The organism is Streptomyces sp. NBC_01481, assembly GCF_026339995.1.
Taxonomy (GTDB): Bacteria; Actinomycetota; Actinomycetes; order Streptomycetales; family Streptomycetaceae; genus Streptomyces.
In genome coordinates this window covers 933844-957581 of the sequence record NZ_JAPEPT010000003.1, presented here as the reverse complement: position 1 = coordinate 957581, position 23738 = coordinate 933844, and the positions used below count along the sequence as shown (strand labels likewise).

Annotated in this window: 22 protein-coding genes; 7 read left to right on the top strand and 15 right to left on the bottom strand. The window is 70.9% G+C overall.

What is annotated here, in order from left to right; genetic code table 11:
- Window positions 1-5 precede the first annotated feature (5 nt).
- From OOK40_RS20905 to pip, 4 genes are all read right to left on the bottom strand, one after another.
- The gene (locus OOK40_RS20905; protein ID WP_323136082.1) at window positions 6-2174 is read right to left on the bottom strand and encodes an EAL domain-containing protein; all 2169 of its coding nucleotides are present in this window, start codon (window positions 2172-2174) and stop codon (window positions 6-8) included.
- Window positions 2171-2983: an SAM-dependent methyltransferase gene (locus OOK40_RS20900; RefSeq protein WP_266483950.1), complete on the bottom strand. Its 813-nt coding sequence runs from the start codon at window positions 2981-2983 to the stop codon at window positions 2171-2173. Before OOK40_RS20900 ends, OOK40_RS20905 begins: the two co-directional genes overlap by 4 nt.
- Window positions 2984-3205: 222 nt before the next feature.
- The gene (locus tag OOK40_RS20895) at window positions 3206-4204 is read right to left on the bottom strand and encodes an SCO0930 family lipoprotein (RefSeq protein WP_266483948.1); all 999 of its coding nucleotides are present in this window, start codon (window positions 4202-4204) and stop codon (window positions 3206-3208) included.
- 206 nt (window positions 4205-4410) lie between these two features.
- Window positions 4411-5376 (bottom strand): prolyl aminopeptidase, encoded by a 966-nt coding sequence (pip, locus tag OOK40_RS20890; protein ID WP_266483945.1) that lies wholly within the window; start codon window positions 5374-5376, stop codon window positions 4411-4413.
- A gap of 277 nt (window positions 5377-5653) precedes the next feature.
- On the opposite strand from pip, the gene OOK40_RS20885 reads away from it, so the two are divergent.
- Entirely contained in the window at window positions 5654-6178 is a 525-nt protein-coding gene (locus OOK40_RS20885) for a hypothetical protein (RefSeq protein ID WP_266483942.1), read from the top strand.
- A gap of 110 nt (window positions 6179-6288) precedes the next feature.
- Here OOK40_RS20885 and OOK40_RS20880 read toward each other — a convergent pair whose 3' ends face one another.
- Window positions 6289-6822: a hypothetical protein gene (locus OOK40_RS20880; RefSeq protein WP_266483939.1), complete on the bottom strand. Its 534-nt coding sequence runs from the start codon at window positions 6820-6822 to the stop codon at window positions 6289-6291.
- A 311-nt stretch (window positions 6823-7133) separates the two neighbouring features.
- Between OOK40_RS20880 and OOK40_RS20875 the strand changes: the two genes are divergently transcribed.
- Window positions 7134-7784 (top strand): class F sortase, encoded by a 651-nt coding sequence (locus OOK40_RS20875; RefSeq protein WP_266483936.1) that lies wholly within the window; start codon window positions 7134-7136, stop codon window positions 7782-7784.
- A 55-nt stretch (window positions 7785-7839) separates the two neighbouring features.
- Here the strand turns inward: OOK40_RS20875 and OOK40_RS20870 are convergent, their stop codons facing one another.
- A complete protein-coding gene (locus OOK40_RS20870) occupies window positions 7840-8682 on the bottom strand; it encodes a polysaccharide deacetylase family protein (protein WP_266483933.1) in 843 nt (280 codons plus the stop codon).
- 101 nt (window positions 8683-8783) lie between these two features.
- A complete protein-coding gene (gene lysX, locus OOK40_RS20865) occupies window positions 8784-12089 on the bottom strand; it encodes a bifunctional lysylphosphatidylglycerol synthetase/lysine--tRNA ligase LysX (RefSeq protein WP_266483929.1) in 3306 nt (1101 codons plus the stop codon).
- Window positions 12090-12198: 109 nt separating this feature from the next.
- On the opposite strand from lysX, the gene OOK40_RS20860 reads away from it, so the two are divergent.
- Entirely contained in the window at window positions 12199-12672 is a 474-nt protein-coding gene (locus tag OOK40_RS20860) for a universal stress protein (protein WP_266483926.1), read from the top strand.
- A gap of 33 nt (window positions 12673-12705) precedes the next feature.
- Here OOK40_RS20860 and OOK40_RS20855 read toward each other — a convergent pair whose 3' ends face one another.
- On the bottom strand, window positions 12706-13776 hold the full coding sequence (locus tag OOK40_RS20855; protein ID WP_266483923.1) for a CapA family protein: 1071 nt from the start codon (window positions 13774-13776) through the stop codon (window positions 12706-12708).
- A 236-nt stretch (window positions 13777-14012) separates the two neighbouring features.
- On the opposite strand from OOK40_RS20855, the gene OOK40_RS20850 reads away from it, so the two are divergent.
- The 3 genes from OOK40_RS20850 to OOK40_RS20840 all read left to right on the top strand — a co-directional run bounded on the left by OOK40_RS20850 (window position 14013) and on the right by OOK40_RS20840 (window position 16133).
- Window positions 14013-14540 carry a sigma-70 family RNA polymerase sigma factor gene (locus OOK40_RS20850; protein ID WP_266483919.1) on the top strand — a complete coding sequence of 176 codons (528 nt, stop codon included), beginning with the start codon at window positions 14013-14015 and terminating at the stop codon, window positions 14538-14540.
- A 179-nt stretch (window positions 14541-14719) separates the two neighbouring features.
- A complete protein-coding gene (locus tag OOK40_RS20845; protein ID WP_266483915.1) occupies window positions 14720-15379 on the top strand; it encodes a hypothetical protein in 660 nt (219 codons plus the stop codon).
- A gap of 229 nt (window positions 15380-15608) precedes the next feature.
- Window positions 15609-16133, top strand: coding sequence for a hypothetical protein (locus OOK40_RS20840; RefSeq protein WP_266483912.1), 525 nt, complete (start codon window positions 15609-15611; stop codon window positions 16131-16133).
- Window positions 16134-16227: 94 nt separating this feature from the next.
- On the opposite strand, the gene OOK40_RS20835 is transcribed toward OOK40_RS20840, so the two are convergent.
- From OOK40_RS20835 to OOK40_RS20815, 5 genes are all read right to left on the bottom strand, one after another.
- Window positions 16228-17448 (bottom strand): sensor histidine kinase, encoded by a 1221-nt coding sequence (locus OOK40_RS20835; RefSeq protein ID WP_266483909.1) that lies wholly within the window; start codon window positions 17446-17448, stop codon window positions 16228-16230.
- Window positions 17445-19178, bottom strand: coding sequence for a cation acetate symporter (locus OOK40_RS20830; RefSeq protein ID WP_266483906.1), 1734 nt, complete (start codon window positions 19176-19178; stop codon window positions 17445-17447). Before OOK40_RS20830 ends, OOK40_RS20835 begins: the two co-directional genes overlap by 4 nt.
- A gap of 22 nt (window positions 19179-19200) precedes the next feature.
- A complete protein-coding gene (locus tag OOK40_RS20825; RefSeq protein WP_266483903.1) occupies window positions 19201-19581 on the bottom strand; it encodes a hypothetical protein in 381 nt (126 codons plus the stop codon).
- A gap of 99 nt (window positions 19582-19680) precedes the next feature.
- A complete protein-coding gene (locus tag OOK40_RS20820; protein WP_266483900.1) occupies window positions 19681-19950 on the bottom strand; it encodes a hypothetical protein in 270 nt (89 codons plus the stop codon).
- A 162-nt stretch (window positions 19951-20112) separates the two neighbouring features.
- A complete protein-coding gene (locus OOK40_RS20815) occupies window positions 20113-20946 on the bottom strand; it encodes a LytTR family DNA-binding domain-containing protein (RefSeq protein WP_266483897.1) in 834 nt (277 codons plus the stop codon).
- A 191-nt stretch (window positions 20947-21137) separates the two neighbouring features.
- Between OOK40_RS20815 and OOK40_RS20810 the strand changes: the two genes are divergently transcribed.
- Window positions 21138-21803, top strand: a complete 666-nt coding sequence (locus OOK40_RS20810) for a zf-HC2 domain-containing protein (protein ID WP_266483894.1) — start codon at window positions 21138-21140, stop codon at window positions 21801-21803.
- A gap of 19 nt (window positions 21804-21822) precedes the next feature.
- Here the strand turns inward: OOK40_RS20810 and OOK40_RS20805 are convergent, their stop codons facing one another.
- Together OOK40_RS20805 and OOK40_RS20800 are read right to left on the bottom strand one after the other, a co-directional pair.
- Window positions 21823-22683 carry an Fpg/Nei family DNA glycosylase gene (locus OOK40_RS20805; protein ID WP_266483891.1) on the bottom strand — a complete coding sequence of 287 codons (861 nt, stop codon included), beginning with the start codon at window positions 22681-22683 and terminating at the stop codon, window positions 21823-21825.
- A 205-nt stretch (window positions 22684-22888) separates the two neighbouring features.
- Window positions 22889-23734, bottom strand: a complete 846-nt coding sequence (locus OOK40_RS20800; protein ID WP_266483888.1) for an amidohydrolase — start codon at window positions 23732-23734, stop codon at window positions 22889-22891.
- Window positions 23735-23738 lie beyond the last annotated feature (4 nt).

Here is a 23738-nt window from a genome sequence, read left to right as displayed (position 1 = left end):
CCAGGTCACACCGCGTCCGCCAGAGACAGCGCGTGCAGCTTGTCCGGCGGGCCCGGGCGGGCGTAGTACCAGCCCTGAGCCGTGTCGCAGCCGAGCTCCCGCAGCTGCTCCGCCTGCGCGCCCGTCTCCACCCCCTCGACCGTGACCGCGAGTTGCAGGCTGTGCGCCAGCGAGACGATCCCCTCGACGATCTTCAGATCGACGGGGTCGGCCGGATGGCGCTGCATTCCCTGGGTGAAGGAGCGGTCGAGCTTGAGGACGCTCACTGGCAGCCGACGCAGGTTCGCCAGGTTCGAGTACCCCGTACCGAAGTCGTCGAGCGCTATGTCCACGCCCATCTCGGCGAGTTGGCGCAGCGGCTTGAGCAGGTCCTCGTCCGCGCCGATCAGCGCGGACTCGGTCACCTCCAGGCACAGCGCTCCCGGTTCGAGGCCGGAGCGTTCGAGGACGTCGACGGTGTCGGCGACCAGGCCCGGGTGGTGCAGCTGCGCGGGCGAGAGGTTCACATTGATCCGCAGCGGACCGCCGTCGGAGTGGCGCTCCTGCCAGTATCTGGCCTGGCGTACGGCTTCTTGGAGCACCCAGCGGCCCAGCGGCACGATCAGTCCGGTGTGCTCGGCGAGCGGAATGAACTGGTCCGGTCCCAGCACTCCGTGCTGCGGGTGGCACCAGCGTACGAGTGCCTCCGCGCCGTGCACGCTTCCGTCGCCCAGGTGCACCAGCGGCTGGTACTCGATGAAGAACTCACCGCGCTCCAGAGCCGCGGGGAGCGCGGTGGTCAGACCGTGCCGGGTGATCGCGCGGGCGTCCGCCTCAGGATCGGCGAGCTCGAAGCGGTTGCCGCCCGCGGACTTGGCCCGGTACATCGTGATGTCGGCGCTGCGCAGCACCTCGGCGGGGGTGCGCTCGCCCGCGGGGCCCTCGACGATGCCGATGCTCCCGCGGACCGTGAACTCCCGTCCGTCGACCCGGATCGGGGATGCGAGCGCGCCGAGGATACGGCCCGCGAGCTCGTCGACACCGATCTGCGTATCGGGTCCGGTGGTCAGCGCCACGAACTCGTCGCCGCCGAGCCGGGCCACCATCTCGCCCTGCGCGGTGGCGCAGCTCTGCAGCCGGTCGGCGACCTCCACGAGGAGCCGGTCGCCCGCCGCGTGGCCGAGGCTGTCGTTGATCGCCTTGAATCCGTCGAGATCGAGGTAGCAGAGCCCGAAGCGTGAGCCCTCGCCGCCGGACAGGGCCTTCTCCAGTCGTTCGAAGAAGAGCGTCCGGTTGGGCAGCCCGGTCAGGGCGTCGTGCGTGGCCTCGTAGCGCAGCCGCAGATTGAGCAGCCGGCGCTCCGTGGTGTCCTCCATCAGCGCCAGCTGGTACTGCGGCTTGCCGTCGGCGTCCCGCAGCAGAGAGACCGTCAGATTGGTCCATAGCACCGTGCCGTCATTGCGGAAGAACGGCTTCTCGACGCGGTAGTCGTCGCGTTCGCCGCGTACCAACTCCCGGTACAGCTCCCAGACATGGGGCCTGTCCTCGGGATGGGACCACTCGGTCACCTTCCGGCCGCGCACATGGTGTTCGAGGCCGCCGAACATCCTCGTCAGGGTCTCGTTGACCTCGAGGATATTGCCCTCGAGGTCGGCGATCCCGATGCCGATCGCGGCTCCCTCGAACACCGCCCGGAAGCGGGCCTCGGTCGCGTGCAGCGCCTGTACGGCGTCGCTGCGGGCCAGCAGCGAGGAGCGGGCGATGGCCTCCTGCTCGGCGAGGGTGCGCTCGCGCAGCCCCTGGGCGAAGCCGGCGGCCAGCGCGTGCTGCAGCTTCGCGCAGCGGGCCCGGCTCTCCTCGGCCGACTGCTCGGGATCACCGCTGCCGCAGTAGAGCACCAGATAGGCGTCGACGACACCCAGCGTGCGGCTGAGCGCCTCCGGGTGGGTGCAGTGGGCATCGATGAGGGCTGCCCCGATCCGCTGGGCGCTCTGCGGGTCGAAGGGGCGCGCGTGCAGCGACTGGCTCAACTTCCGTGCCAGCGGCAGCAGATGCTCCTCGACCTCGGGCCGGGTCAGCGACGTGGCCGTCACCGGGAACACGGCACGGCTCCAGATCGTCGCGAACCGGCGGAGTCTGTCCTCCAGGCTGTCCGGGTCCGCCGGGGTACCCGCCGCCTGCGCCGGCGCCATCACGCCTTGCGCCCCACCCCTGCGAAGCCCGAGAAGGCGTATGGGTCCTCCTGCTCGGTGGGGGTGTCGGGCCGCCAGTGCGGCATGGACACCAGGCCGGGCTGGACCATCTCGTACCCCTCGAAGAACCGCGTGATCTGCTCGTGCGAGCGCATGATCAGCGGGCTGCGTATGTTCCGGTAGACGCCGACGGCACCGCCCGCCTGCTCCTCGGACAGCGGGATGCCCTCGTACGAGGCGTGGGTGACGACGACGAGGCTGCCGGGCGCGAGCGCGTCCCGCAGCAGGGCCACGGCGTTGTACGGGTCGTCCTCGTCCTCGACGAAGTGCAGTACGGCGACGAGGAGCAGCGCCACCGGCCGCTCCAGGTCGAGCAGTCCGACGACCTCGGGGTGGTCGAGTATCTGCTGCGGCTTGCGCAGATCGGCGGAGACGACGGCCGAGCGCTCGTCGCCGTCCAGGACCGCCCGGCTGTGCGCGACGGCGACCGGATCGTGGTCGACGTAGACGACCCTGGCCTCGGCGCTGGCCTGCTGCGCCACCTCATGGACATTGCCGAAGGTCGGAATGCCGGAGCCGATGTCGAGGAACTGGGTGACGCCCTCGCTCACCGCGTAATTCACGGCCCGGCGCATGAACGCCCGGTTCGCCTGCATGATCTTGGGCAGGCCCGGCATGAACTCCATCGCCTTGCGGGCGGCTTCCCTGTCGACCTCGAAATTGTGCGAACCGCCCAGGTAGTAGTCGTAAATGCGGGACACGCTCGGCACCGATATGTCGATGCCCTGCGGGGCCCAGGCGGGACGCTCCATCGATGTCTCCAACAAGTCGCCACGGGGGAGTTCGGCCATGTCCATGGCCAGTGTTCGAGCCGAGGCTACTGATCGCCCGCCTGGAGAGCGAGCCCAAACGGAAATTAGCGGTCCGTTCTTGGTCACACGTGTTGCTCCGCACGGGTGTTGACATAACGACCGGCCCGCCTGCACGCGGGGGGCGTGAGACGGGCCGACCGGGCCGGAGGCGCAGCGTGGGGACTACTTGGGCGCTCCGACCGGCTTGCCCTCGGGAGAAACTGCGTACCAAGTGCCGCCAACGCCCTGACCGTTGGTGTCACCGGGCTTGGCGTCGCCCGCGAAGGTGTAGATCGGCCAGCAGTCGATGGTCTGCTGCTTGATTCCATCCGGGCGGTCGAAGGTGACAAAGCCCTTCTTGAGGATTCCCTCGGTGTTGTTCTTGTTCACAGGGGCGACAACCGGCCACTTCTTGAGGCAGTCGCCCGTGCAGGCGGTCTTCATCGGCCATGCCGAGTCCTTCATGAACCGGTAAACCGTCATCCCGTTCTTGTCGACGATGATCTCGCCGAGCTTGGGGTCCTTTCGGACCGAGAGGCCCGCGAGATCCGCCTGCTCGCCGCCTGCTTCCTCGCCGCCGTCGCCGTAGCCGCCCTCGCCGGAGTCCGAGCCACCGCCGGCGCCGCCCGCGGCCTTCTTGCCGTCGGGGGCGGAGGCGAACCACGTGCCGCCCACGCCCTGGCCCTTGGCGTCACCGGGCTTGGCGTCCTTGGCGTAGCGGTACATCGCCCAGCCGCCGATGGTGAGCTGCTTGGTGCCGTCGGACCGGGTGACCTCGCCGATCAGGGAGGGGTCGACGCCAGGAGCGGCCGAGGCACCGCCGGCGGCCACCACGGGCCAGGTCTTCGCGCACTCGCCTTCGCAATTCGACTTCGGCGGGCTGGCGGTGTCCTTGTCGAAACGGTAGAGGGTGAAGCCCGCGCTGTCGGTGACGACCTTGCCGAGCTCCTTGCTGTCCCACACGGCCAGCTGGCCGGCGGGCTTGGCCGCCGCCTGGGCCGCGGTGCCGGAACCGGCACCGTAGTCGGAGCCGTAGCCGCCGCTGCCGGGCTGGGCGGGATTGACGGCGCCGACGGCCTGGCCGTTGGGGGTCTCGGTGCCCTTTTCCTGACCGCACGCCGTCGTCAGCGCGAGTACGGCCGCCGCAGTCACCGCGAGCGAGGCGTTACGCCAGGTGTTCATGTCCACTCCCGTTAGTCCATCGAACCTGTTGCGACGCCTGGGTGCGCCGTGTTCATGGCCCTAGGTACGGACAGCGGGGCGGGATGTGTTCAACCCGTCGGGAAAAATATCCGAGGTCGCGAACGCGAATCGCCGAAAACCCGCTTCCATCAGGGGAATTCACCCCACAACGGAATGGCTTGATCTCAACTGCCCCACAGGTTCCTTCAGTCACTCAGGGAGCCGAACCGGTCCAGTGCTCCGCGCACCTGCGCCCGCATCGACCGGCTGCCCTGATGCCCGGCGTCGTCGACGACCACGAGTTCCGCGTCGGGCCAGGCGCGCATGAGTTCCCAGGGGGTGTCGAGCGGGCTGCTCAGGTCGAGCCGGCCGTGGAAGAGCACGCCCGGGATTCCCTTCAGCCGGCCGGCGTCGCGCAGCAGGGCGCCCTCCTCCAGCCAGGCGCCGTGCGCGAAGTAGTGGGAGGCGATCCGTACGAGCGCCAGCCGCGCGGCAGGCGGGCGGCCACCGTAAGGGCTGGGCACGCCCTGGGGTTCCATGGACAGCACCGTGTCCTCCCAGCGGCACCACTCGGCGGCGGCCCTCTCCCGTACGCGGGTGTCGGGGTCCGCCATCAGACGCGCGTAGGCGGCCACCGGATTGACCTCGTCGCCGGCGACCGGGGCGAAGGAGCGGAAGCGGTCCCATGCCTCGGGGAAGAACCGTCCGACGCCGCGGTAGAGCCAGTCGATCTCGGACCGCCGGGTCGTGGTGACCCCGTTGACGACGATCTGGGAGACCCTCCGCGGATACCGCTCGGCGTAGGCGAGAAGGAGCGTCGAACCCCACGAGCCGCCGAAGAGCAGCCAGCGCTCGATCCCGAGGTGCTCGCGCAGGCGCTCCATGTCGCCGAGGAGATGGCCGGTGGTGTTGTGGGTCAGATCGGACGCGGGGTCGGCTGCGTGCGGTGTGCTGCGTCCGCAGCCTCTCTGGTCGAACAGGACGACGCGATAGCGGTCCGGGTCGAAGTAGCTGCGTACGCCGGTGGAACATCCGGATCCCGGGCCGCCGTGGACGACGAGTGCGGGTTTGCCCTCGGGGTTGCCGCAGACCTCCCAGTGGACGAGGTGCCCCTCACCGACATCGAGCATCCCCTGCTCGCACGGCTCGATCGGCGGATACAGCTCGGACATACCCTGCGCTCCCTGTCTGTACGGACGGCTACTCCCTGAGCCGCCCAGTACACCCCGGCCCCGGGCCACTGCGCCCCTCCTTTCTCATCCGCCGACCCGGACAACGCCGCGACACCCGCTGGCCGTCCGCCGCACGGGGGACACGGATGCCCCATTCGCGCTACAGCGATCGCGGGGTGTAACCCCCGCTTCTAGCGTTTCGGGCATCGAGGTGCATTCCCCGCATTTTGTGGAAACAGGTTCCGCAGCTGCTCCTCGGAGACCCGGAGGACTGACCATGCGCGCGAAACGTGCCGCATCCGCCGCTCTGCTGGGAGTGGCCTCACTCGCTCTGACCGCCCCCATCGCCATGGCCGCCGACAGCCAGGTGTCGTCGCCCGTCTTCAGCGTCGCCCCCTCGACCGTCTCGCCGGGCGGCCGCGTCACCCTGTCCGCCACCGGGTGCAACACGACCTCCACCGCCTCTTCCGGAGTCTTCGACACCGTCAGCATCAGCCCGGGCTCCTCGGCCACGGTCACGGTCGACCTCGACGCGCGCCCGGGCGCCCAGTACTCGGTCCAGTTCAACTGCCCGGGGCAGGGCACGGGCTCGTTCAACCTCACCATCAGCGGCGGCCGGTCCACGCCGACCATCAGGACCACCTCCACCTCCACCTCGCCCGCGGGTGTCAGGGGCGGGCTCGGCGGCAGCATCGGCGGGCTGAACGCCGGGGAACTCGCCGCGGGCACCGCGCTGGTCGTGGCCGCGGCCACCGGCACCATCTTCGTCGTACGCAGGCGCGCGGAGAGCCGCCGGCACTGACACCCGCCCGCCCCCTGATCCGCCGGACACCCCCTAACCGCCCGTCGCCCCGAGTCCTGGCCAGGACTCGGGGCGACGGGCGGTTACGGCCTACCGGGAGGTTCGGCCGGTCAGACCTTTCCGCTGATCATGCGGCGGCGCCGGACGATGAAGAGGGAGCCGCCGACGGCTGCCGTGGCGACGAGTCCGCCGCCGATCGCCATTTCGGTGCCGCTCGGGCCGACCGAGCCGCCGAGGCCGCCCATCGCGCCGCGGGCCGCCAGCACGGTGAACTGCGCGGTCGCCACGTTCTGGCTGTCGTGGCACCTGACGGCCAGGTTGTACTGTCCCGGCGCTGCGTTGTCGTTGACCCGTGCGCTGGCGGTCGAGATGCCGTTGCGGGGCTGGGAGAGATTGGTCTGCGGGAAGGCGTTGGACGTGACCGTTCCGCCGCGGTTGCAACCCCGGACGGTGATGGTCAGGGTGCCGCCCTGGTGGACAGCCTCCGGGCTGACGGAGAGGACCTGGACTCCGCCGTCGCCCCCCTGTCCTCTTCCACTCTGACCCCCTTGGCCGACGTCGCCGCCCGCGGCGGCCATCGGGGCAGAGAGCCCGACGGCCGCGATGGCGGCCGCGGCCACTGCGAGAGCGCGTGATGCACGCATCGTAGAACCTCCTGTGGAAGACGCCCCAAAGCGGCGCTCCGGGAGATTCGACGAGTACGTCTTCCACGACGAACCCTCACCGGGCCGGACAACCACCGCATTTCGGTATTGGTCCCTTCCGGTGAGCGACACGCCGACGACACGCCGGGAGATCTGACGGAGTCCCAGGTCACGGACCGTCAGAATTTTTATCCGACAAATACGTCGGATGGGCCAGCGCCACCCGGCCCGCCACCCGTTCGCCCCTCCCTCCTCGCCGGTCCCCCTGGGCTCACTTAGCGTGCGTACAGGGCCTACGAAAAGGGAGAGTCATGGGCGAGTTGTACAGCGGCTCGGAGTCGAGGAAACGCTCGCCCTGGGGCGTACTGGCCCTTGTCATGCTCACCGGGTTGGCGATGATGAGGAATGGCGTCGATGTGGGCCTGGGCCCGCCCCAGCCGGCGGCCGCCGCATCGCAGAGCCGCCCCGGCGAGACCTTCGCCCCGCTGGTCGCCGCTCAGACACTGCCGTACGCACCCGCGGAACGCGTGCGCATCCCCGCGATCAAGGTCGACGCGCCGGTCATGAACGTGGGCCTGGACTCCGACGGCTGGATCGAGGCGCCGCCGCCCCAGGACCCCAATATCGCGGGCTGGTACCAGAACGGCATCTCCCCGGGCCAGCGCGGCACCGCGGTCGTCGTCGGCCATGTCGACAATCTGTCGGGGCCCGCGGTCTTCTACGGGCTCGGCTCCATCGACAAGGGCGAGCACATCGAGGTCGCCCGCTTCGACGGTAAGACCGCGGTCTTCGAGGTGTACGGCGTCGAGGTGTTCTCCAAGGCGAACTTCCCCGGTGCCCATGTGTACGGCGACACGGGCTACGCCGAACTGCGCGTGATCACCTGCGGCGGCGGCTATTCGAAGGGCCGCGGCTACGACGGCAACGTCGTCGTCTTCGCCCGGATGGTCAAGGTCCGCTGATACGGGCCCGGATGAGCCGGTCCGCCGCCAGTCCGCCGCCGCTCGCTGCTGCTGCTCAGCGGTGCGGCACGGTGATGCTGTATCCCGCGTCCAGCAGTTCGGGCAGATAGCGGCGCAGAGCAGCGACGCTCTGCGAACGGTTGCCGCCCGCGTCGTGCGAGAGGATCACGGTGCCCGGCGCCGCGCCGCCGAGCACCCTGCGGACGATGGTCGCCGTGCCCGGCTCGGTCCAGTCGCGCGAGTCGAGGGTCCAGCCCAAGGGCTCCATGCCGAGTTCCGCGCCGATTTCGAAGGAGAGCTTGTTCCAAGCTCCGTACGGGGCGCGGTACCACAGCGGCGCGGTACCCAGGATCTGCTCGACAAGCTTGCTGGTGCGGCTCAGTTCGCTGCGGATCTTCGAGGGCGGGAGCCCGGGGATCAGCGGGTGGGACCAGGTGTGGTTGCCCACAATGTGTCCGTCGTGGGCAATCTGGCGCAGCAGTTCGGGGTGGTCGGCGACCATCGAACCGCAGACGAAGAACATCGCGCTCACGTGGTACTGGCGCAGGGTGCTCAGAATGCCGGGCGTGTAGTGGGGATCAGGCCCGTCGTCGAAGGTGAGCACCAGGCTGCGGCCCGGCGCCCGGAACCGCTCGAAGGGTCTGGTGCGCACGGGCGGCAGCGCACGGCGGAATCGCGGTGGGACGTCCGCCGTCATGGGTTGCAGCCGGTACGCCGACTCCCTCACCGGCGGGCCCGCGGCGGCGCCCCTTGCGCCCGCTGCCGGGCCCGGTGCTGCTGCCCTGCCGGGGCTCCGGCCCAGCTCGGTGAAGAGCGTCCCGGTGGTGGCGGCCGCGCCGAGGCAGGCCACGATACGGAGTACAGATCGGCGACCCGGGAGCATCTGATCAGATTTCATGACTAACTGCTCGCACGACCGGGGCCCCTGACACCTCACCAACACCGTTCGGGCGGGTGAAAGCACCCGATGGGAGCAACCCGGGGCCGCGCGCGGGCGCGTCAGTTGCGGCGCACGAGCGGGAAGGGCAGTGTCTCGCGGATGGTCAGCCCGGTGAGGAACATGACGAGCCGGTCGACCCCGATGCCGAGACCGCCGGTCGGCGGCATCGCGTACTCCAGCGCGTCCAGGAAGTCCTCGTCGATCTCCATGGCCTCCGGGTCGCCGCCCGCGGCCAGCAGGGACTGCGCGGTGAGCCGGCGCCGCTGCTCGACCGGGTCGGTCAACTCCGAGTAGGCGGTGCCCAGTTCGGTCCCGAAGGCGACCAGGTCCCAGCGTTCGGCCAGTCGCGGGTCACGGCGGTGCTGACGCGTGAGCGGGGAGACGTCGGTCGGGAAGTCCTTGTAGAAGGTGGGCAGCTTCGTCCGCTCCTCGACGAGGCGCTCGTACATTTCGAGGACCACGTCGCCGCGGGTGTCGTCCGGGGTGTGCGGCACACCCACCCGGTCGCACAGTCTGCGCAGCACGGCCTCGTCGGTGTCGGCGTCGACCTCCTCGCCGAGCGCGTCGGACACCGCTCCGTACAGCGTCCTGACCGGCCAGAGGCCGGAGATGTCGTGCTCCACCAGCTTGCCGTCCGGGCCCGCCTTGTGCGCGATCGGGGCGCCGAAGGCGGCGGTGGCCGCGCCCTGGATCAGCTCGCGGGTCAGATCGAGCATCACGTCGTAGTCGGCGAAGGCCTGATAGGCCTCCAGCATCGTGAACTCGGGGTTGTGCTTGTAGGAGACGCCTTCGTTGCGGAAGGTGCGGCCCATCTCGAAGACCTTCTCCAGACCGCCCACACACAAGCGCTTGAGATAGAGCTCGGGGGCGATCCGCAGATAGAGATCGAGGTCGTAGGCGTTGATGTGGGTGGTGAAGGGGCGGGCGTTGGCGCCGCCGTGGATCTGCTGCAGCATCGGCGTCTCGACCTCGAGATAGCCGCGCTCCAGCAGGCCCTGGCGCAGCGCCTGGACGGCGGTGGAGCGGTGGCGTACGACATCGCGGGCGCCGGGGCTGGACACCAGGTCGAGATAGCGGCGGCGGACGCGTGCCTCCGGGTCGGCGAGGCCGCGCCGTTTGTCGGGCAGCGGGCGCAGGCACTTGCCGGTCAGCTGCCACGCGCTGACGAAGAGGGACAGCTCGCCCTTGTCGCTGGCGCCGATCTCGCCGGTGGCGGTGATGTGGTCGCCGAAGTCGACGTCGGAGGTGAAGCCGTTCAGTACGTCCGCGCCGCAGGTGTCACGCGTGAAGGCGAGCTGGAGGTCGCCGGACCAGTCGCGCAGCACGGCGAAGACGACACCGCCGAGGTCGCGTACGACCATCACGCGCCCGGCGACGGTGGCCTTCCGGCCGGTGCGGGTACCGGCCGAGGGCGCGGGGTTGAGGCCCCGGATCTCGGCGAGCGTGTCCGTGCGTTGGGCGATGCCGACGGGGTACGGATCGATGCCGTCCGCCCGCAGCCGCTCCAGCTTGCGGTGACGGATGCGCACCTGCTCGGGCAGCCGCTGCTCCCCCGCCGCCTCCGCCGAGGCCGGGCCCACCAGGCCGAGGGAGTCGATGGACGGCAGCCCCGCGGTCGTGACGGGGCTGACGACGCCCCGGTGCCGTGCCTTCCCCTTGCCCCAGAGCTCGCGCAGGCTCGGTACGGAGACGAAACCCTCCGCGATCGCCGAGGCCATGCCGACCCGGGCGAGGGAGCCGGCGTCTCCGTAGCAGAGGAAGCGCGGATACCACTCGGGCTGGTACTTCACGTTGGAGCGGTAGAGGGCTTCCAACTGCCACCACTTGGAGAAGAAGAGGAGCAGCCTGCGCCACATCCGCAGGACCGGGCCCGCGCCGATGCGGGCGCCCTCCTCGAAGGCCGAGCGGAAGACGGCGAAATTGAGGGAGATCCGGCGGACGCCGAGTCTGGGTACCTGGGCGCAGAGTTCGGCGACCATGAACTCCATGACGCCGTTGGGGGCGGTGCGGTCACGGCGCATCAGGTCGAGCGAGATGCCGTCCTTGCCCCAGGGGACGAAGGAGAGCAGGGCGATCAGATTGCCGTCGGCGTCGAAGGCCTCGACGAGCAGGCAGTCCCCGTCGGCCGGGTCGCCGAGGCGGTCCAGTGCCATGGAGAAGCCGCGTTCGGTCTCGGTGTCCCGCCAGGCGTCTGCCTTGTCGACGATGCCCCGCATCTCCTCGTCTGTCAGGGCGGAGTGGCGGCGGATCCGGACGGTGGCTCCGGTGCGCTTGACCCGGTTCACGGCCTGCCGGGTGACGCGCATGTCGCGGCCGTCCAGGTCGAAACGGGCGACGTTCAGGATCGCCTCGTCGCCGAGCTGGATCGCGCCGAGTCCGGAGCGCCCGAAGGCCCTGGCGCCCTCCTCCGAGGCTCCCATCACGGCGGGGGCCCAGGCATAGCGCTTGGCGAGGTCCAGCCAGGCCTGGATGGCCGGGGCCCAGGACGCCCGGTCGCCGATCGGATCGCCGCTGGCCAGAGCGACTCCGGCCTCGACGCGGTAAGTGACGGCGCCCCTGCCGCTGGGCGAGAAGACGACGGCCTTGTCGCGGCGGGTCGCGAAGTAGCCGAGTGAGTCCTGGGCGCCGTACGCACCGAGCAGGGCCCGGATCCGGGGCTCCTCGTCGCCGTGCAGAGCGGCTTCCATGCGCTGTGAGCGAAAGAGCGTGGCGGCGGCGCTGAGCAGGGCGATCGCTCCGAAGAGACCCAGCAGGAAGAAGAGGAAGCGGGGCGGGTGGCCGTCGAACTGGTCGCCCGAGGCCAGTCCGCCGAGCACCCGGTTGGCGGCCCACAGCAGGCGCTGGTTCTGCGGCAGACCGCCGGGGAACAGCTCGACAAGGCCCCAGCCGACGAGTACGCCCGCGGCCAGCCCGAGGACCAGGACGAGCAGCGCGTGCCGCAGCGACGCGCGCCGGGACTCGGCGTAGAACTCCCCGCGTGCCGCGACGAGCACCGCCACGGCGGCGGTGCACAGCACCAGATTGGGGATCCACGTCCACTCGTGGTCGACGGCCAGGACCAGTACGTCCGCGATCAGGAGCAGGGCCAGATAGCTGACGACCAGCCACCACGCGGCCTTCTTGCGCGCGCCGATCGCCGCGGCGAGCAGCAGCAGGAAGACCGCGTAGGCGAGGTTCGCACTGACGGGGATCGCGACGCGGTCCAGGAAGACGGCGACGGGGCGCAGCAGGCGCCGCAGCGGAGGGATGAGCGAGAGGATCACGCAGAAGACACCGAGAGCGGCGAAGAACATCGCGAAAGCGCCGGGCACCCTGCTGAGCAATCCGCCACGGGCGGAAGTGGGCTGCTCCACGGTGACACTCATGATCTGCACTTTAAGGAGGCCACCGGCGGGCCGCCTGTTGGAAGGGATGAGGTCCGTTCCGGTTGATCGGGCCCGCAAGATCGGCCGGGCAGGGCATAACCTCGATGCTGTGACAGAGCAGCGGCCCCAGCAGCAGCCTCAGCGCTTCGAGCGCGGTACCGACGGCCCGAAGGTGATCGTCGTCGGCCTGGACGGATCCGATTCCTCGATGCGGGCGGCGGCGTACGCCGGAGGGCTCGCCCGGCGGCAGAACGCCCTGCTCGCGATCGTGTACGTCCAGCAGGTGATGCCAACGGGTGCGGCGTTCGGCGCCCTGGTCGGTGACGCGACCGGGGACGTCGCCGAGGAGCTGGTGGACGAGATCCGCTCGGCGGCCGAACGGGTCAAGGGGATCTGGGACGTCCGCTGGGAGTTCCACACCGTCCGCGGTGACCCGTACAGCGGGCTGGTCGCCGCGGCCGACGAGCTGAAGGCGGACGCCGTGGTGGTGGGTGCTTCGGAGTCGGCGGGCCACCGGATCATCGGCTCGGTGGCGGTCAGGCTGGTCAAGGCGGGCCGCTGGCCGGTGACGGTCGTTCCGTAACGCCGTCAGCCGTCAGCCGTCAGCCGTCAGCCGTCAGCCGCCGAGGGTGAGGCCGTCCCCGGCGGCGCCGCGGCCGAGCACCGCCGCGCGGATCGCCTGTTGTGCCTCGCGAAGCCCGTCCCGGTCCGCCCCGCGTCGCAGCGCCTCCGGGAGATTGATGACGCGTCCGGCGTCGGTGTCCATCAACGTCGGGACGAACTCCGCCTTCTTCACCAACCAGCGTCGACCGGGCTCGGCGGGCGGTGCGAAGGTGAAGCGGCCGATGGACCCGTGGACGGCGCCCATGCCGTAGACGATCCAGGTGCCGTTGACCTTCTCGTACGGCTGTGGCACTTGGGCCCGTGTGCCGAGGACGAGGTCGATGTCGGGGCGGCCGACGCCGGTGGACTCCGTGAGCCGCCTGCCGAGGTTCAGCTGATGCTCGTCGGGCTCGGTCTGCCACCGCGTACCCCAGTCCAGACTGACGACGACCACATCCGCTCCGGCCCTGCGGGCGGCGCGCGCGTCGGCGACGATCTTCTTCTCGTCGATGAGACTGACCGCCCAGGGCCTCTTGTCGGCGGGCGCGGAGCCGTTGGTGCCGGAGGTGTAGGCCAGTTGGGCGACCTTGGCGCCGCCGGCCTTCAGCCAGGCGGGGCGGCGGGCCTCGGCGGCGGTACGAGCCGATCCCGCATGTCTGACGCCCGCCGTGTCGAGCGCGTCGAGGCTCTGGTTCGAGGTGGTGGAGCAGGAGTCGTACCCGGTGGAGCCCAGCGCCTTCGCGAGCTGCGGCAGGGAGGTGCTGATGGGGTAGTGGCAGATCGCCAGATCGGCCCGCGAGACGACGGGCTTGATGCCCGCGAGCATGGGCCGGAAGTCGTAGCCGTCGCCGCCCGCGTCCGCCCTGGCCCGGCCGACGACCGAGTCGTGCGCGAGCATGTCACCGCTGGCGACGAGCGTGAAGCCGCGGGTCGCGCCGGCACCGCCTGCGGCGGAGGGGGCGGGGTGCACGGTCCCCCGGTTCTGCGGGGTGCGGGCGGGGCCCGTCTGTCCCACGCAGCCTGCCGCGGTGGTGAGGAGTAGGAGGACGGCGGCCACCGTTCCCTGACGCGTGCGCTGAGTCATCGGTCAGGGTTGCCGGTCGGGGCACGGTCGAGTCAAGCGACAAAGCCGACATGTCACTGAGACGGAGGTGGGGGGTGTCCGGCCGTTCGATTGCTCCCGGCCGCCCGCTCATCGCACCATTCGCCGCTCCGTGCGACCACTCGCCGACAACCGCTGCACGTCATCTGTCCCTTCGCGCCCTGATGCGTTCGTATACGCCACGTGGCGGCGACCTCTGCACGAAAGGGTGTTTGGCAATGGCGACGGCGACCGAGACGACCGACGAGCGGGCCATGGCGGAGCTGCAGCGTGAGCACGGGCCCGCACTGCTCAGCTTTCTGCTCGGTCTGACCTACGGGGACCAGCAACGCGCCGAGGACCTGCTGCAGGAGACGCTCGTACGTGCCTGGCAGCACCCCGAGGCCTTCGACGGGCCGTACGAGTCGATGCGGCCCTGGCTCTTCACGGTCGGCAGGCGGCTCGCGATCGACGCCAGGCGCTCCCGGATGGCCCGGCCGACCGAGATCGGCGACGGCGTCCTGGCCACCACGCCGGACCCGGCGGACGTCACGGAGACGGCCGTCGCCGCGATGGATGTGCGGGCCGCGGTCGAGTCGCTGAGCCCCGAGCACCGCGCGGTGCTGGTGCACATCTACTTCCATGGGCTGAGCGTGAACGAGGCGGCCGAGGAGCTCGGCATACCGGCCGGAACGGTCAAGTCGCGTTCGTACTACGCACTGCGTGCGCTGGCCCGCTGTCTGCCGGGGTACGCGCGCCGCCGCTGACAACCGGCCCGGCTTTCGTGCCGTTCGTCGCGCCGGGCCGACCGTTCGTCGCGGCTCCCGGTGGCGGCGGGGCGAGGCGGCACGGATGGGCGCACGGGGGGCGGCTGAACCAGGGGGGCGCGCCGTGCGTAATGTCCGAAGTGACCATCGCATGCTTCGACCATCCGAGGACGGTTCCTGTGACCGAGACGCCCTCATCCCGGCGGCCGGCGATCGCCGAGACGGCGCTCGCCGCCCTGGCGCTCAGCCGCTGCCCCGACGCGGCTGCCGCCCGGGCGGCCCGTCGTGCGCGCCGCTGGCTGCGCGGCGCTTCGCCCCAACCGGCGTACTCCACGGCCGGGTTGATCGAAACAGCGCTGCGGACGCTCGCTCTCCGCGAAGGCGAGCCGGTCGATCTCGGTCACCCGCTGCTCTCCGCACCCAACTGCGCCGCCCTCACCCGGATCGTCCACGCGGTCGCCGTCCACGTCGATCTGGCCGTGGTCGGCGGCGCCCCGATCGGCAGGCTGGGCGGGCTGCTGGCCCGCGACATCGCGGCCGGTACGCCGTGCCCCTTCACCGGCCGGCCCGGCTCCCCCGCCCTGCTCGCGGCCCGGCTACTGGTCGAGCATCCGGCGGCGGGCCGCCTGCCGGTGCGCGAGGCGGTGGCCCGTATCGCGGCCTCGCGACGGGACGAGGCGCGCATCGAGGACGAGCCGCCCGCCACGGCGCTGGCTCTGCTCGCGCTCAGCGCGGCGGACGCGGGCAGTCCCGCGTGGCGCAGATGCCGGGCGGGGCTGTTGCGTATTCAGCTCCACGACGGCAGCTGGCGGCATCGGCCGGTCCCGGTGGCGGCCTGACGCCATGGCCCGGGCCGGCCGTTCGTCTGTCCGTCGATCCGTCCGAGACTCAGTCCCGCGCGCCCCGGATGTCCCTGCGGTGTCCTTGTCCCCCTCGGGCCACGACCAAGGAGCGACAGTATGCGAAACCTCACGCGCAAGTTGAGTAAAGACGGGCTCCTGGCCGTGTCTGACGGTGGAGGCTCGTCGTCGTGTCGGCACGAAGTCGTCCGGAAGGAAGGTGGAAAGGGTGCAGCCCGAGAGTACGAACGGAACCAGCGGCGGCAGGCTGGCAGTCCCCATGGCGTGGCTCTGCGCCGAGTACATCGCCGACGAGATGCTGCGGGCGGGCGCGCTCGTGCAGGGCGGTTCGCTCGAATACCGCGCGGGCAGACAGACCCTGGCCCTCACCATCTATCTGTGCGACAGCGCGGACGAGCTGGCGGGCGTGCGGGTGGTCTCCCGGATCGACGAGTGGCTGTCACTGACCTCGTACGGCCATCCCTGGCAGGAGTGGGCGCAGGAGCGGCTGACCGCCCGGCAGGAGCGGGAACGGGACCTCGACGAGGGAGCCGATCCGGACCTGGCACTCGCGCTGGACGCCTGGCGCTGGCTGCGGCAGACGGAGCTGCTCGCCGCCGATCTCGGGGACAGCGAGCCCTGGCACCCGGCCGGTCCGCAGTCCGGCGCCGTGGACGAGTACGCGGAGATATGGACTCCGGCCTGGCAGCTGGGTCTGCCGCTGAGCCACCTGGCCATCCATCTCTTCTGCTGAAGGTCCGGCGACGGCTCTCCTGCCGACCGTCTGGACGGGTTCAGCCGCCTTGCCCCACCGACGAGTCGGACCACCGCGCGATCGCGCGGATTTCTCAGCCCGTGGGCCGGCGGCCTGCCGAGGAGTGCACGCCCGAGTGGTACTTGGGGAGCCGGATCGTGATCTTCGTGCCCGCGCCGACGCCCGTCTCGATGACCAGGCCGTGATCGTCGCCGTACACCTGGCGCAGCCGCTCGTCGACATTGGACAGACCGATGCCCGACGACGCCGTCCGCTCCCCCGCGAGGATCCCCCGCAGCACGGCCGGGTCCATGCCCACGCCGTCGTCCTCGATGGTCACCATGGCCTCGGATCCGGCGTCCTGTGCCGCGATGGTGACGCGGCAGTCGTTCCTGGAGTCCTCCAGACCGTGTTTGACGGCGTTCTCGACGAGCGGCTGCAGACACAGGAACGGCAGGGTCACCGGCAGGACTTCGGGTGCCACCTGGAGCGTCACCTTGAGACGGTCCCCGAAACGGGCACCGGCGAGCGCCAAGTACTGCTCGATGGAGCGCAGTTCGTCGGCGAGATTGGTGAAGTCGCCGTGCCTGCGGAAGGAGTAGCGGGTGAAGTCGGCGAATTCCAGGAGCAGTTCACGGGCCCGCTCGGGATCGGTACGGACGAAGGAGGCGATCGCGGCGAGCGAGTTGAAGATGAAGTGCGGCGATATCTGGGCGCGCAGCGCGCGGATCTCGGCCTCGATCAGCCGGGTGCGGGACCGGTCGAGCTCGGCGAGTTCCAGTTGTACGGAGACCCAGCGGGCCACTTCGGTCGCGGCCCGCACCAGGACGGCCGACTCCCGCGAACCGTAGGCGACGAGCGCCCCGAGCACACCCTCCTCGCCGGTGAGCGGGGCGATCACGGCCCAGCGCAGGGGGCACTCCAGGTCCTCGCACTCGGTGTGGACGCTCTGACTGCGCCCGGAGTCCAGCATGTCGGCGACGCGCACCATCACCCGTTGCTCGTGGTGGTCGGCGCCCGGACCGTCCCAGGCGAGCACGGATTCGCGGTCGGTGAGGCACAGCGCCTCGGTGCCGAGCAGGGAGCGCAGCCGCCGGGCGGCCTTGCGTGCGGTGTCCTCGGTGAGGCCCGCGCGCAGCGGGGGCGCGGCGAGCGAGGCGGTGTGCAGGGTGTGGAAGGTCGCGCGCTCGACGGGTGTGCCCAGGTCGAGGTCGGGTTTGGTGCCGCGCCGTGCGGTCAGTCTGCCGAGTGCGACACCGGCGGCGAGCAGGAGCGCTCCCGCAGCGGCCAGTGCGGCCATCGCAGTCCCGGTCATCGTTCCGCTCCTTCGGGCTGCGGCCTGCCGACGAGGTCTTCCGGCAGATGCAGCCGCGCGAGGATGGCGGCGGCGCCGGGCGGTATGTGGCGCTGGGTGGCCAGGGACACCAGCACCATGGTCAGAAAGCCGACGGGTACCGACCACACGGCGGGCCACGCCATCAGGGTGTGCACCCACCCGGCCGGGGCGAGGCCCGCGCGGGTGGCCATCACCGCGGTGAGGGCGGACCCCCCGCCTGCGACGAGCCCGGCGGCGGCGCCGGGCGGGGTGAGTCCGCGCCACCAGATGCCGAGCACGAGCAGCGGGCAGAAGGAGGATGCCGAGACGGCGAAGGCGAGCCCCACGGCGTCGGCAACCGGCACATTGGTCGCCATCACGCTCAGGGCCAGCGGCACCGCCATGGCGAGCAGGGTCGCGAGGCGGAAGTGCCGTACGCCGCGCGAGGGCAGCACGTCCTGGGTGATGACACCCGCGACGGACATGGTCAGTCCGGATGCGGTGGACAGGAACGCCGCGAACGCCCCGCCCGCGAGCAGCGCCCCGAGCAGGTCCCCGGCGATGCCGCCCACCATCCGCGCGGGCAGCACCAGCACGGCCGCGTCCGCGTCGCCGGTGAGCGAGAGTTCGGGGGCGTAGATCCGTCCGAGTGCGCCGTAGACGGGCGGCAGCAGATAGAAGGCGCCGATCAGCCCGAGGACGACGAGTGTGGTGCGGCGGGCGGCGCGGCCGTTGGGGCTGGTGTAGAAGCGGACGGCGACATGCGGGAGCCCCATCGTGCCGAGGAAGGTGGCGAGGATGAGTCCGTACGTCGCGTACAGGTGGTAACCGTCCCTGCCGCCGGACAGCGGCTGGGACCAGCTGGCCGGATCGGAGCCCGAGGAGGCCCGCTGGGGCACCTCGGCGCCCTGCGGGAAGCCCAGGCTGGTCCCCGCCCCTATACGGTGGGTGCCCCGGTCGAGGGTGACGTTCCCCTTCTCGTACGGTGTGTTGTCGATGTCTCCGGTGACTGTGAGGGTCAGCGGTTTGTCGAAGTCGACGCGGACGGTGTCGTCGATGCGCACGGTGGTGTGTTCGCGGAACACGGCCGGTGCGTCGAAGCGGGCCCGCGGTGTGTCGTCACCGGCCCAGGCCGCCACGAGGAAGAGCGCGGGCACCAGCAGAGCGGTGAGCTTGAGCCAGTACTGGAAGGCCTGCACAAAGGTGATGCTGCGCATGCCTCCCGCCGCGACGGCCCCCGTGACGACGAAGGCGACGACGACGCCCCCCACCCAGTCGGGTGCGCCGGTGAGGATCTCCAGGGTCAGTCCGGCGCCCTGGAGTTGGGGCAGAAGGTAGAGCCAGCCGATGCCGACGACGAAGAGGCTGGCGAGTCTGCGCACGGCCGCGGACTCGAGCCGGGCCTCGGCGAAGTCGGAGAGGGTGTACGCCCCCGAGCGGCGCAGCGGGGCGGCCACCAGCACCAGCAGGACGAGATAGCCGGCGGTGTACCCGACGGGGTACCAGAGCATGTCGGGGCCCTGGAGGAGCACCAGTCCGGCTATGCCGAGGAAGGAGGCGGCGGAGAGGTACTCGCCGCTGATGGCGGCGGCGTTGAGACCGGGCTTCACGGTGCGCGATGCGACGTAGAAGTCGGAGGTGGTACGGGATATGCGCAGGCCGAGCGCGCCGATGAGCACAGTTGCCAGCACCACGACGGTGACGGCGGTCACCGCGTAGGTCTGGTTCATGTCCGGTCACCGACGCGCACGGTCAGCGGCCTTCGACAAGTCTGCTGAAGTCCTGCTCGTTGCGCTCGGCACGGCGCACGTACCAGCGGGCCGTCAGCCACATCACCGGGTAGACCGCCACGCCGAGCGCCACCCAGACGAACGGCTCGGGCGAGGAGAGGGTGCCGCCGAAGGCGGCCGGGAGCGCGAACAGCAGCGGCAGTGAGCCGACGAGCAGGGCGAGCGTCCCCAGTGCGTAGAGGGCGGCCCGGAGCTGGCTGCGCATCAGGGAGCGGACGTAGGTGGCACCGAGTGTCGTCTGCTCGCTGATCTCGGAGCGGGCGGGCGCGTGCCCCGGTGCACGCCGCGCGCCGCGCGGCACGCCGGTGACCACCTCGCGGCGGGGTTGTTGCTCTGCAGACATCGTCGTCCGCTCCAGCGTGGGTAGGCGAACTCTCGGGAGCTGTGGAGTCTACGCAGGCGCGATTACCTGCGGTAGGGGTGTCTTGTGGATCAGGCCGGGTCAGTGGCCGGTGCGCCGGCCGCAGTCGCTCAGCGCGATCTCCAGCTCGACATAGGACTCCTCTGCCCTGCGGAAGGCGACTTCGAGGGCGGCTTCGGCACGCGGGCCGACAAGTCCCTGGGCCGACTCCTGGATCTCGTACAGCACATCCGCCCAGCGTCCGGCGGCGCTCTTGACCGTGGCGAGCCGGGCTTCGAGGTCATCGGCGCCGGCCACCCGGGTCGCGGGCAGGCTCCGGAGCTCCTCCAGCAGTGCTTCGATGTCGGACATCAGGCCCCTTCCCCGCTTGCCGGATCAAGGTTAGGCGGCGGCCGGGGGCGACTGCGGCCGAATGGGAGACCGGTCGGTCAGCGGACGGCGCGCGTCGCCGTACGGCTGTGACCGGTCGACGAGCGGCTGCCCACGGCCGCCGAACGGTCACACGTCTGCGTGTCAGCCCCTGGCGTGCCGCATCAGCAGATCGCGCAGCTGGCGGGCGTGACGGCGGCTGACGGCGAGCTCCGCGTCGCCCACCCGGACCGTGGTCGTCCCGGCGTCCAGGCGCAGTTCGTCGATGCGGGCGAGGGCGACGAGATGGCTGCGGTGGATGCGTACGAAGCCGCGGGAGGCCCAGCGCTCCTCCAGTGTGGACAGCGGGATACGCACCAGATGGCTGCCGTCCTTGGTGTGGAGGCGGGCGTAGTCGCCCTGGGCCTCGGCATAGGCGATGTCGTCGATCGGTACGAACCGTGTGATACCGCCCAGTTCGACCGGTATCTGCTCGGGACCGGAGGTACTCCCGGCGGGGGTGTACTGCGGAGCAGCCGCTGCGGTGTGCGGTACAGGCGTGTGCGCGGCATGGTCCTCCGGCGCGGGCTGCCGAGGCTCGCGCGCCGAGACGACCAGGTCACGGACCCGCCGTACGGCTTCGGCCAGCCGCTCCCTGCGCACGGGCTTGAGGACATAGTCGACTGCCTTGAGGTCGAATGCCTGGACGGCGAAGCCCTCGTGGGCCGTGACGAACACGATCAGCGGCGGGCGCGCGAACCCTGCGAGCAGCCGGGCGACATCGAGGCCCGTCAGCCCTGCCATGTGGATGTCCAGGAAGACGACATCGATGCCATCCTCGCCGTCCGGGCCCGCGTCCAGCGCGCGGCTGATGCGGCGCAGTGCCTCGGTGGCGTCCGTGGCTCCCTCCGCACTCCGGATCCGGGAGTCGGAACGCAGCAGGTAGAGCAGTTCCTCAAGTGCCGGTTTCTCGTCGTCGACAGCCAGTACGCGCAGCATGCTGCGGAGTGTAGGCGCGCCCGGACGGCTGGACTACGGGGTGTCGTCGCCGAGACCGTCGAGCAGGTCGGCGCCTTCGCGTTGCGCTTGTGACACATGGGTTGAGCAGAGCGCGCACCTGATGCGTACTCCATGGCGACAGACCGCAACGAAGTCAGCACCGCAAGAGACGAATCGAGGACGCCATGAGCATGCAGCAGCGACACCGGGACGTCGCCGCCTATGCGCTGGGCGTCCTGGAACCCGCGGACGCCTTCCGCTTCGAGGAGCACCTCGCCGAGTGCGTGATGTGCACCGTACAGCTTTCGGACTTCACCTCGGTTGCCGCTTCGCTGGCCGAACTCGGGGGACCCGAGCGGGTCGAGGCCTCTGTGAGCCCGCGCCTGCTCGACCGGCTGACCGGCGAGGTCGCGGCGGAACGGCGGCGGGGCCGCAGACGCCGGCTTCAGCTGGTGGCGGCGGCGGCCGCGCTGATCGTGACCCTGCCGGTGGCGGCGGTCGCCCTCCGGGGCGGCGGCTCGGGACCGGCCGGTCAGCGGGTCGAGGCGACGGACGCCAAGACGGGCGTCACCGCGTCCGCGGCACTGCAGGACCGGCAGTGGGGCACCGCGGTCTCGCTGCATCTGTCCCATCTCAAGGGGCCGCGCACCTGCTCGCTGGTCGCCGTCGGCAAGAACGGCATCGAACACCCGATCCTCAGCTGGGCGGTGCCGGAGGGCGGCTACGGGATCCCGGGGTCACCCGGGCACGAGGAGCCGCTGGACATCGAGGGCGGTACGGATCTGCCGAGCGGCGAGATCGCCCGCTGGGAGGTCCGCGCGGCCGACGGGCAGCCGCTGGTCACCCTCGGGGGGTAGTCCTTGCCCGAGAGCTCGCTTACTTGAGCAGGCGGGAGAGCCGGCGGTCGGCGAGCGGTTTGCCGCCGGTCTGGCAGGTGGGGCAGTACTGCAGCGAGGAGTCGCTGAAGGAGACCTCGCGGATGGTGTCGCCGCAGACGGGACACGGCTGACCGGTGCGGCCGTGGACGCGCAGGCCGCTCTTCTTCTCGGCCTTCAGCCGGCCCGCCGCCACTCCGCGAGAGCGCTCGACGGCCTCGCTCAGCGTGGCGCGCAGCGCCTCGTACAGGGCGGTGATCCCGGCCTCGTCGAGGTTCTGCACCGGTTTGAACGGGGACATCTTCGCGGCGTGCAGGATCTCGTCGCTGTAGGCGTTGCCGATGCCCGCGATCAGGCTCTGGTCGCGCAGGGCGCCCTTGACCTGCCGCCGTTCCCCGGCGAGGAGGGCGGCGAACGCGTCGCGGTCGAAGCCGTCGGCCAGCGGATCGGGGCCGAGGCGGGCGATGCCCGGCACTTCGGCGGGGTCGTGCACGAGGTGGACGGCGAGGCGTTTGGTGGTGCCCGCCTCGGTGAGGTCGAAGCCGCCGCCGGATTCGAGGACGGTACGCAGGGCGAGCGGCCCCTTGCCGGGGCGCGGCGGAGCGGCCGGGAACTCTTCCTTCCACTGGAGCCAGCCCGCCCGGGCGAGATGGGCGACGAGATGGAGCCCGCCCGCGCTGATGTCGAGCCACTTCCCGTGCCGGTCGACGGCGGTGACCTCGGCGCCCTCGACGGCGGTCAGGGGCGGGTCGTACGTCTTGAGGACGCTGATCGCCAGTGGCAGGACGCGGACGATCCGCTGTCCCACGAGGTGATCGTCGAGGAACTCTCTCAGTGCTTCGACTTCGGGCAGCTCCGGCATGCATCCAGAGTGCCAAAGGCATCAGGGGGCCGCAGGTTCACGGCTAGGGGCTGTCGTTTGGATCAGGCCGGATCAGTGAGCGGGGTCTGGTGCGTGCGATCGCAAGGCGGAGGAAGGAGCCGACGCGGAGCGTCGGCGACTGACGACAACGCGGCGAGCGTGCGTGCCAGGGCACGCGAACCCGGCAAGATCCGAACGACAGCCCCTAACGCAGTCCGTAGACGCGGCGCGCGGTCCCTTCGAAGACGGCCGTGCGCTCGCGCTCGCTCAGCCGATGGGTCAGTGCGCGGGCCGCGGCCACCACCTCGGCATAGCTCGCGGCGAGCCGGCAGACCGGCCAGTCGGAGCCGAACATCAGCCGGTCGGGGCCGAAGGCGTCGAGCACGGTTTCGGCGTACGGGCGCAGATCGGGCGTGGTCCAGGCGGACCAGGCGGCCTCGGTGACCATGCCGGAGAGTTTGCAGACGGCGTTCGGGCGGGCGGCCAGGGCGCGCACCTCGCGTGCCCAGGGCTCCAGCTCCCCGGCCGAGATGGGCGGCTTGCCGAGATGGTCGAGTACGAACGTGAGGCCGGGGAGCCGGGCGGCCGCTTCGGCCGCGGCGGGCAGTTGGTGGGGCCGTACCACGAGGTCGTAGACGAGTCCGGGCGCAGCGACGGCGGCGAGGCCGCGCTGTACGTCGGGGCGCAGCAGCCAGCGGGGGTCGGGCTCGCTCTGGACCTGGTGGCGGATGCCGACGAGCCTGTCCCCGCCGGGGAGTTCACGCAGGCCCGCGAGGGCGCCGGCGACACCGGGGGCGGTGAGGTCGGTCCAGCCGACGACACCCGCGACGAGATCGCTGCCGTCGGCGAGCGCAAGGAGTTCGGCGGTCTCCCCGGTGACGGTGACCGTCTGGACGAGAACGGTGGCGCGTACGCCTTCGGCGCGCGCCTCGGGTGCGAGGTCGTCGAGGGAGAAGTCGCGGCGGATGGGCGCCAGCTCGGGGCCGGTGATCCAGTCCTGGTCGCGTTGGGAGAGGTCCCACACGTGGTGGTGCGCGTCGATGATCGCCATCGGC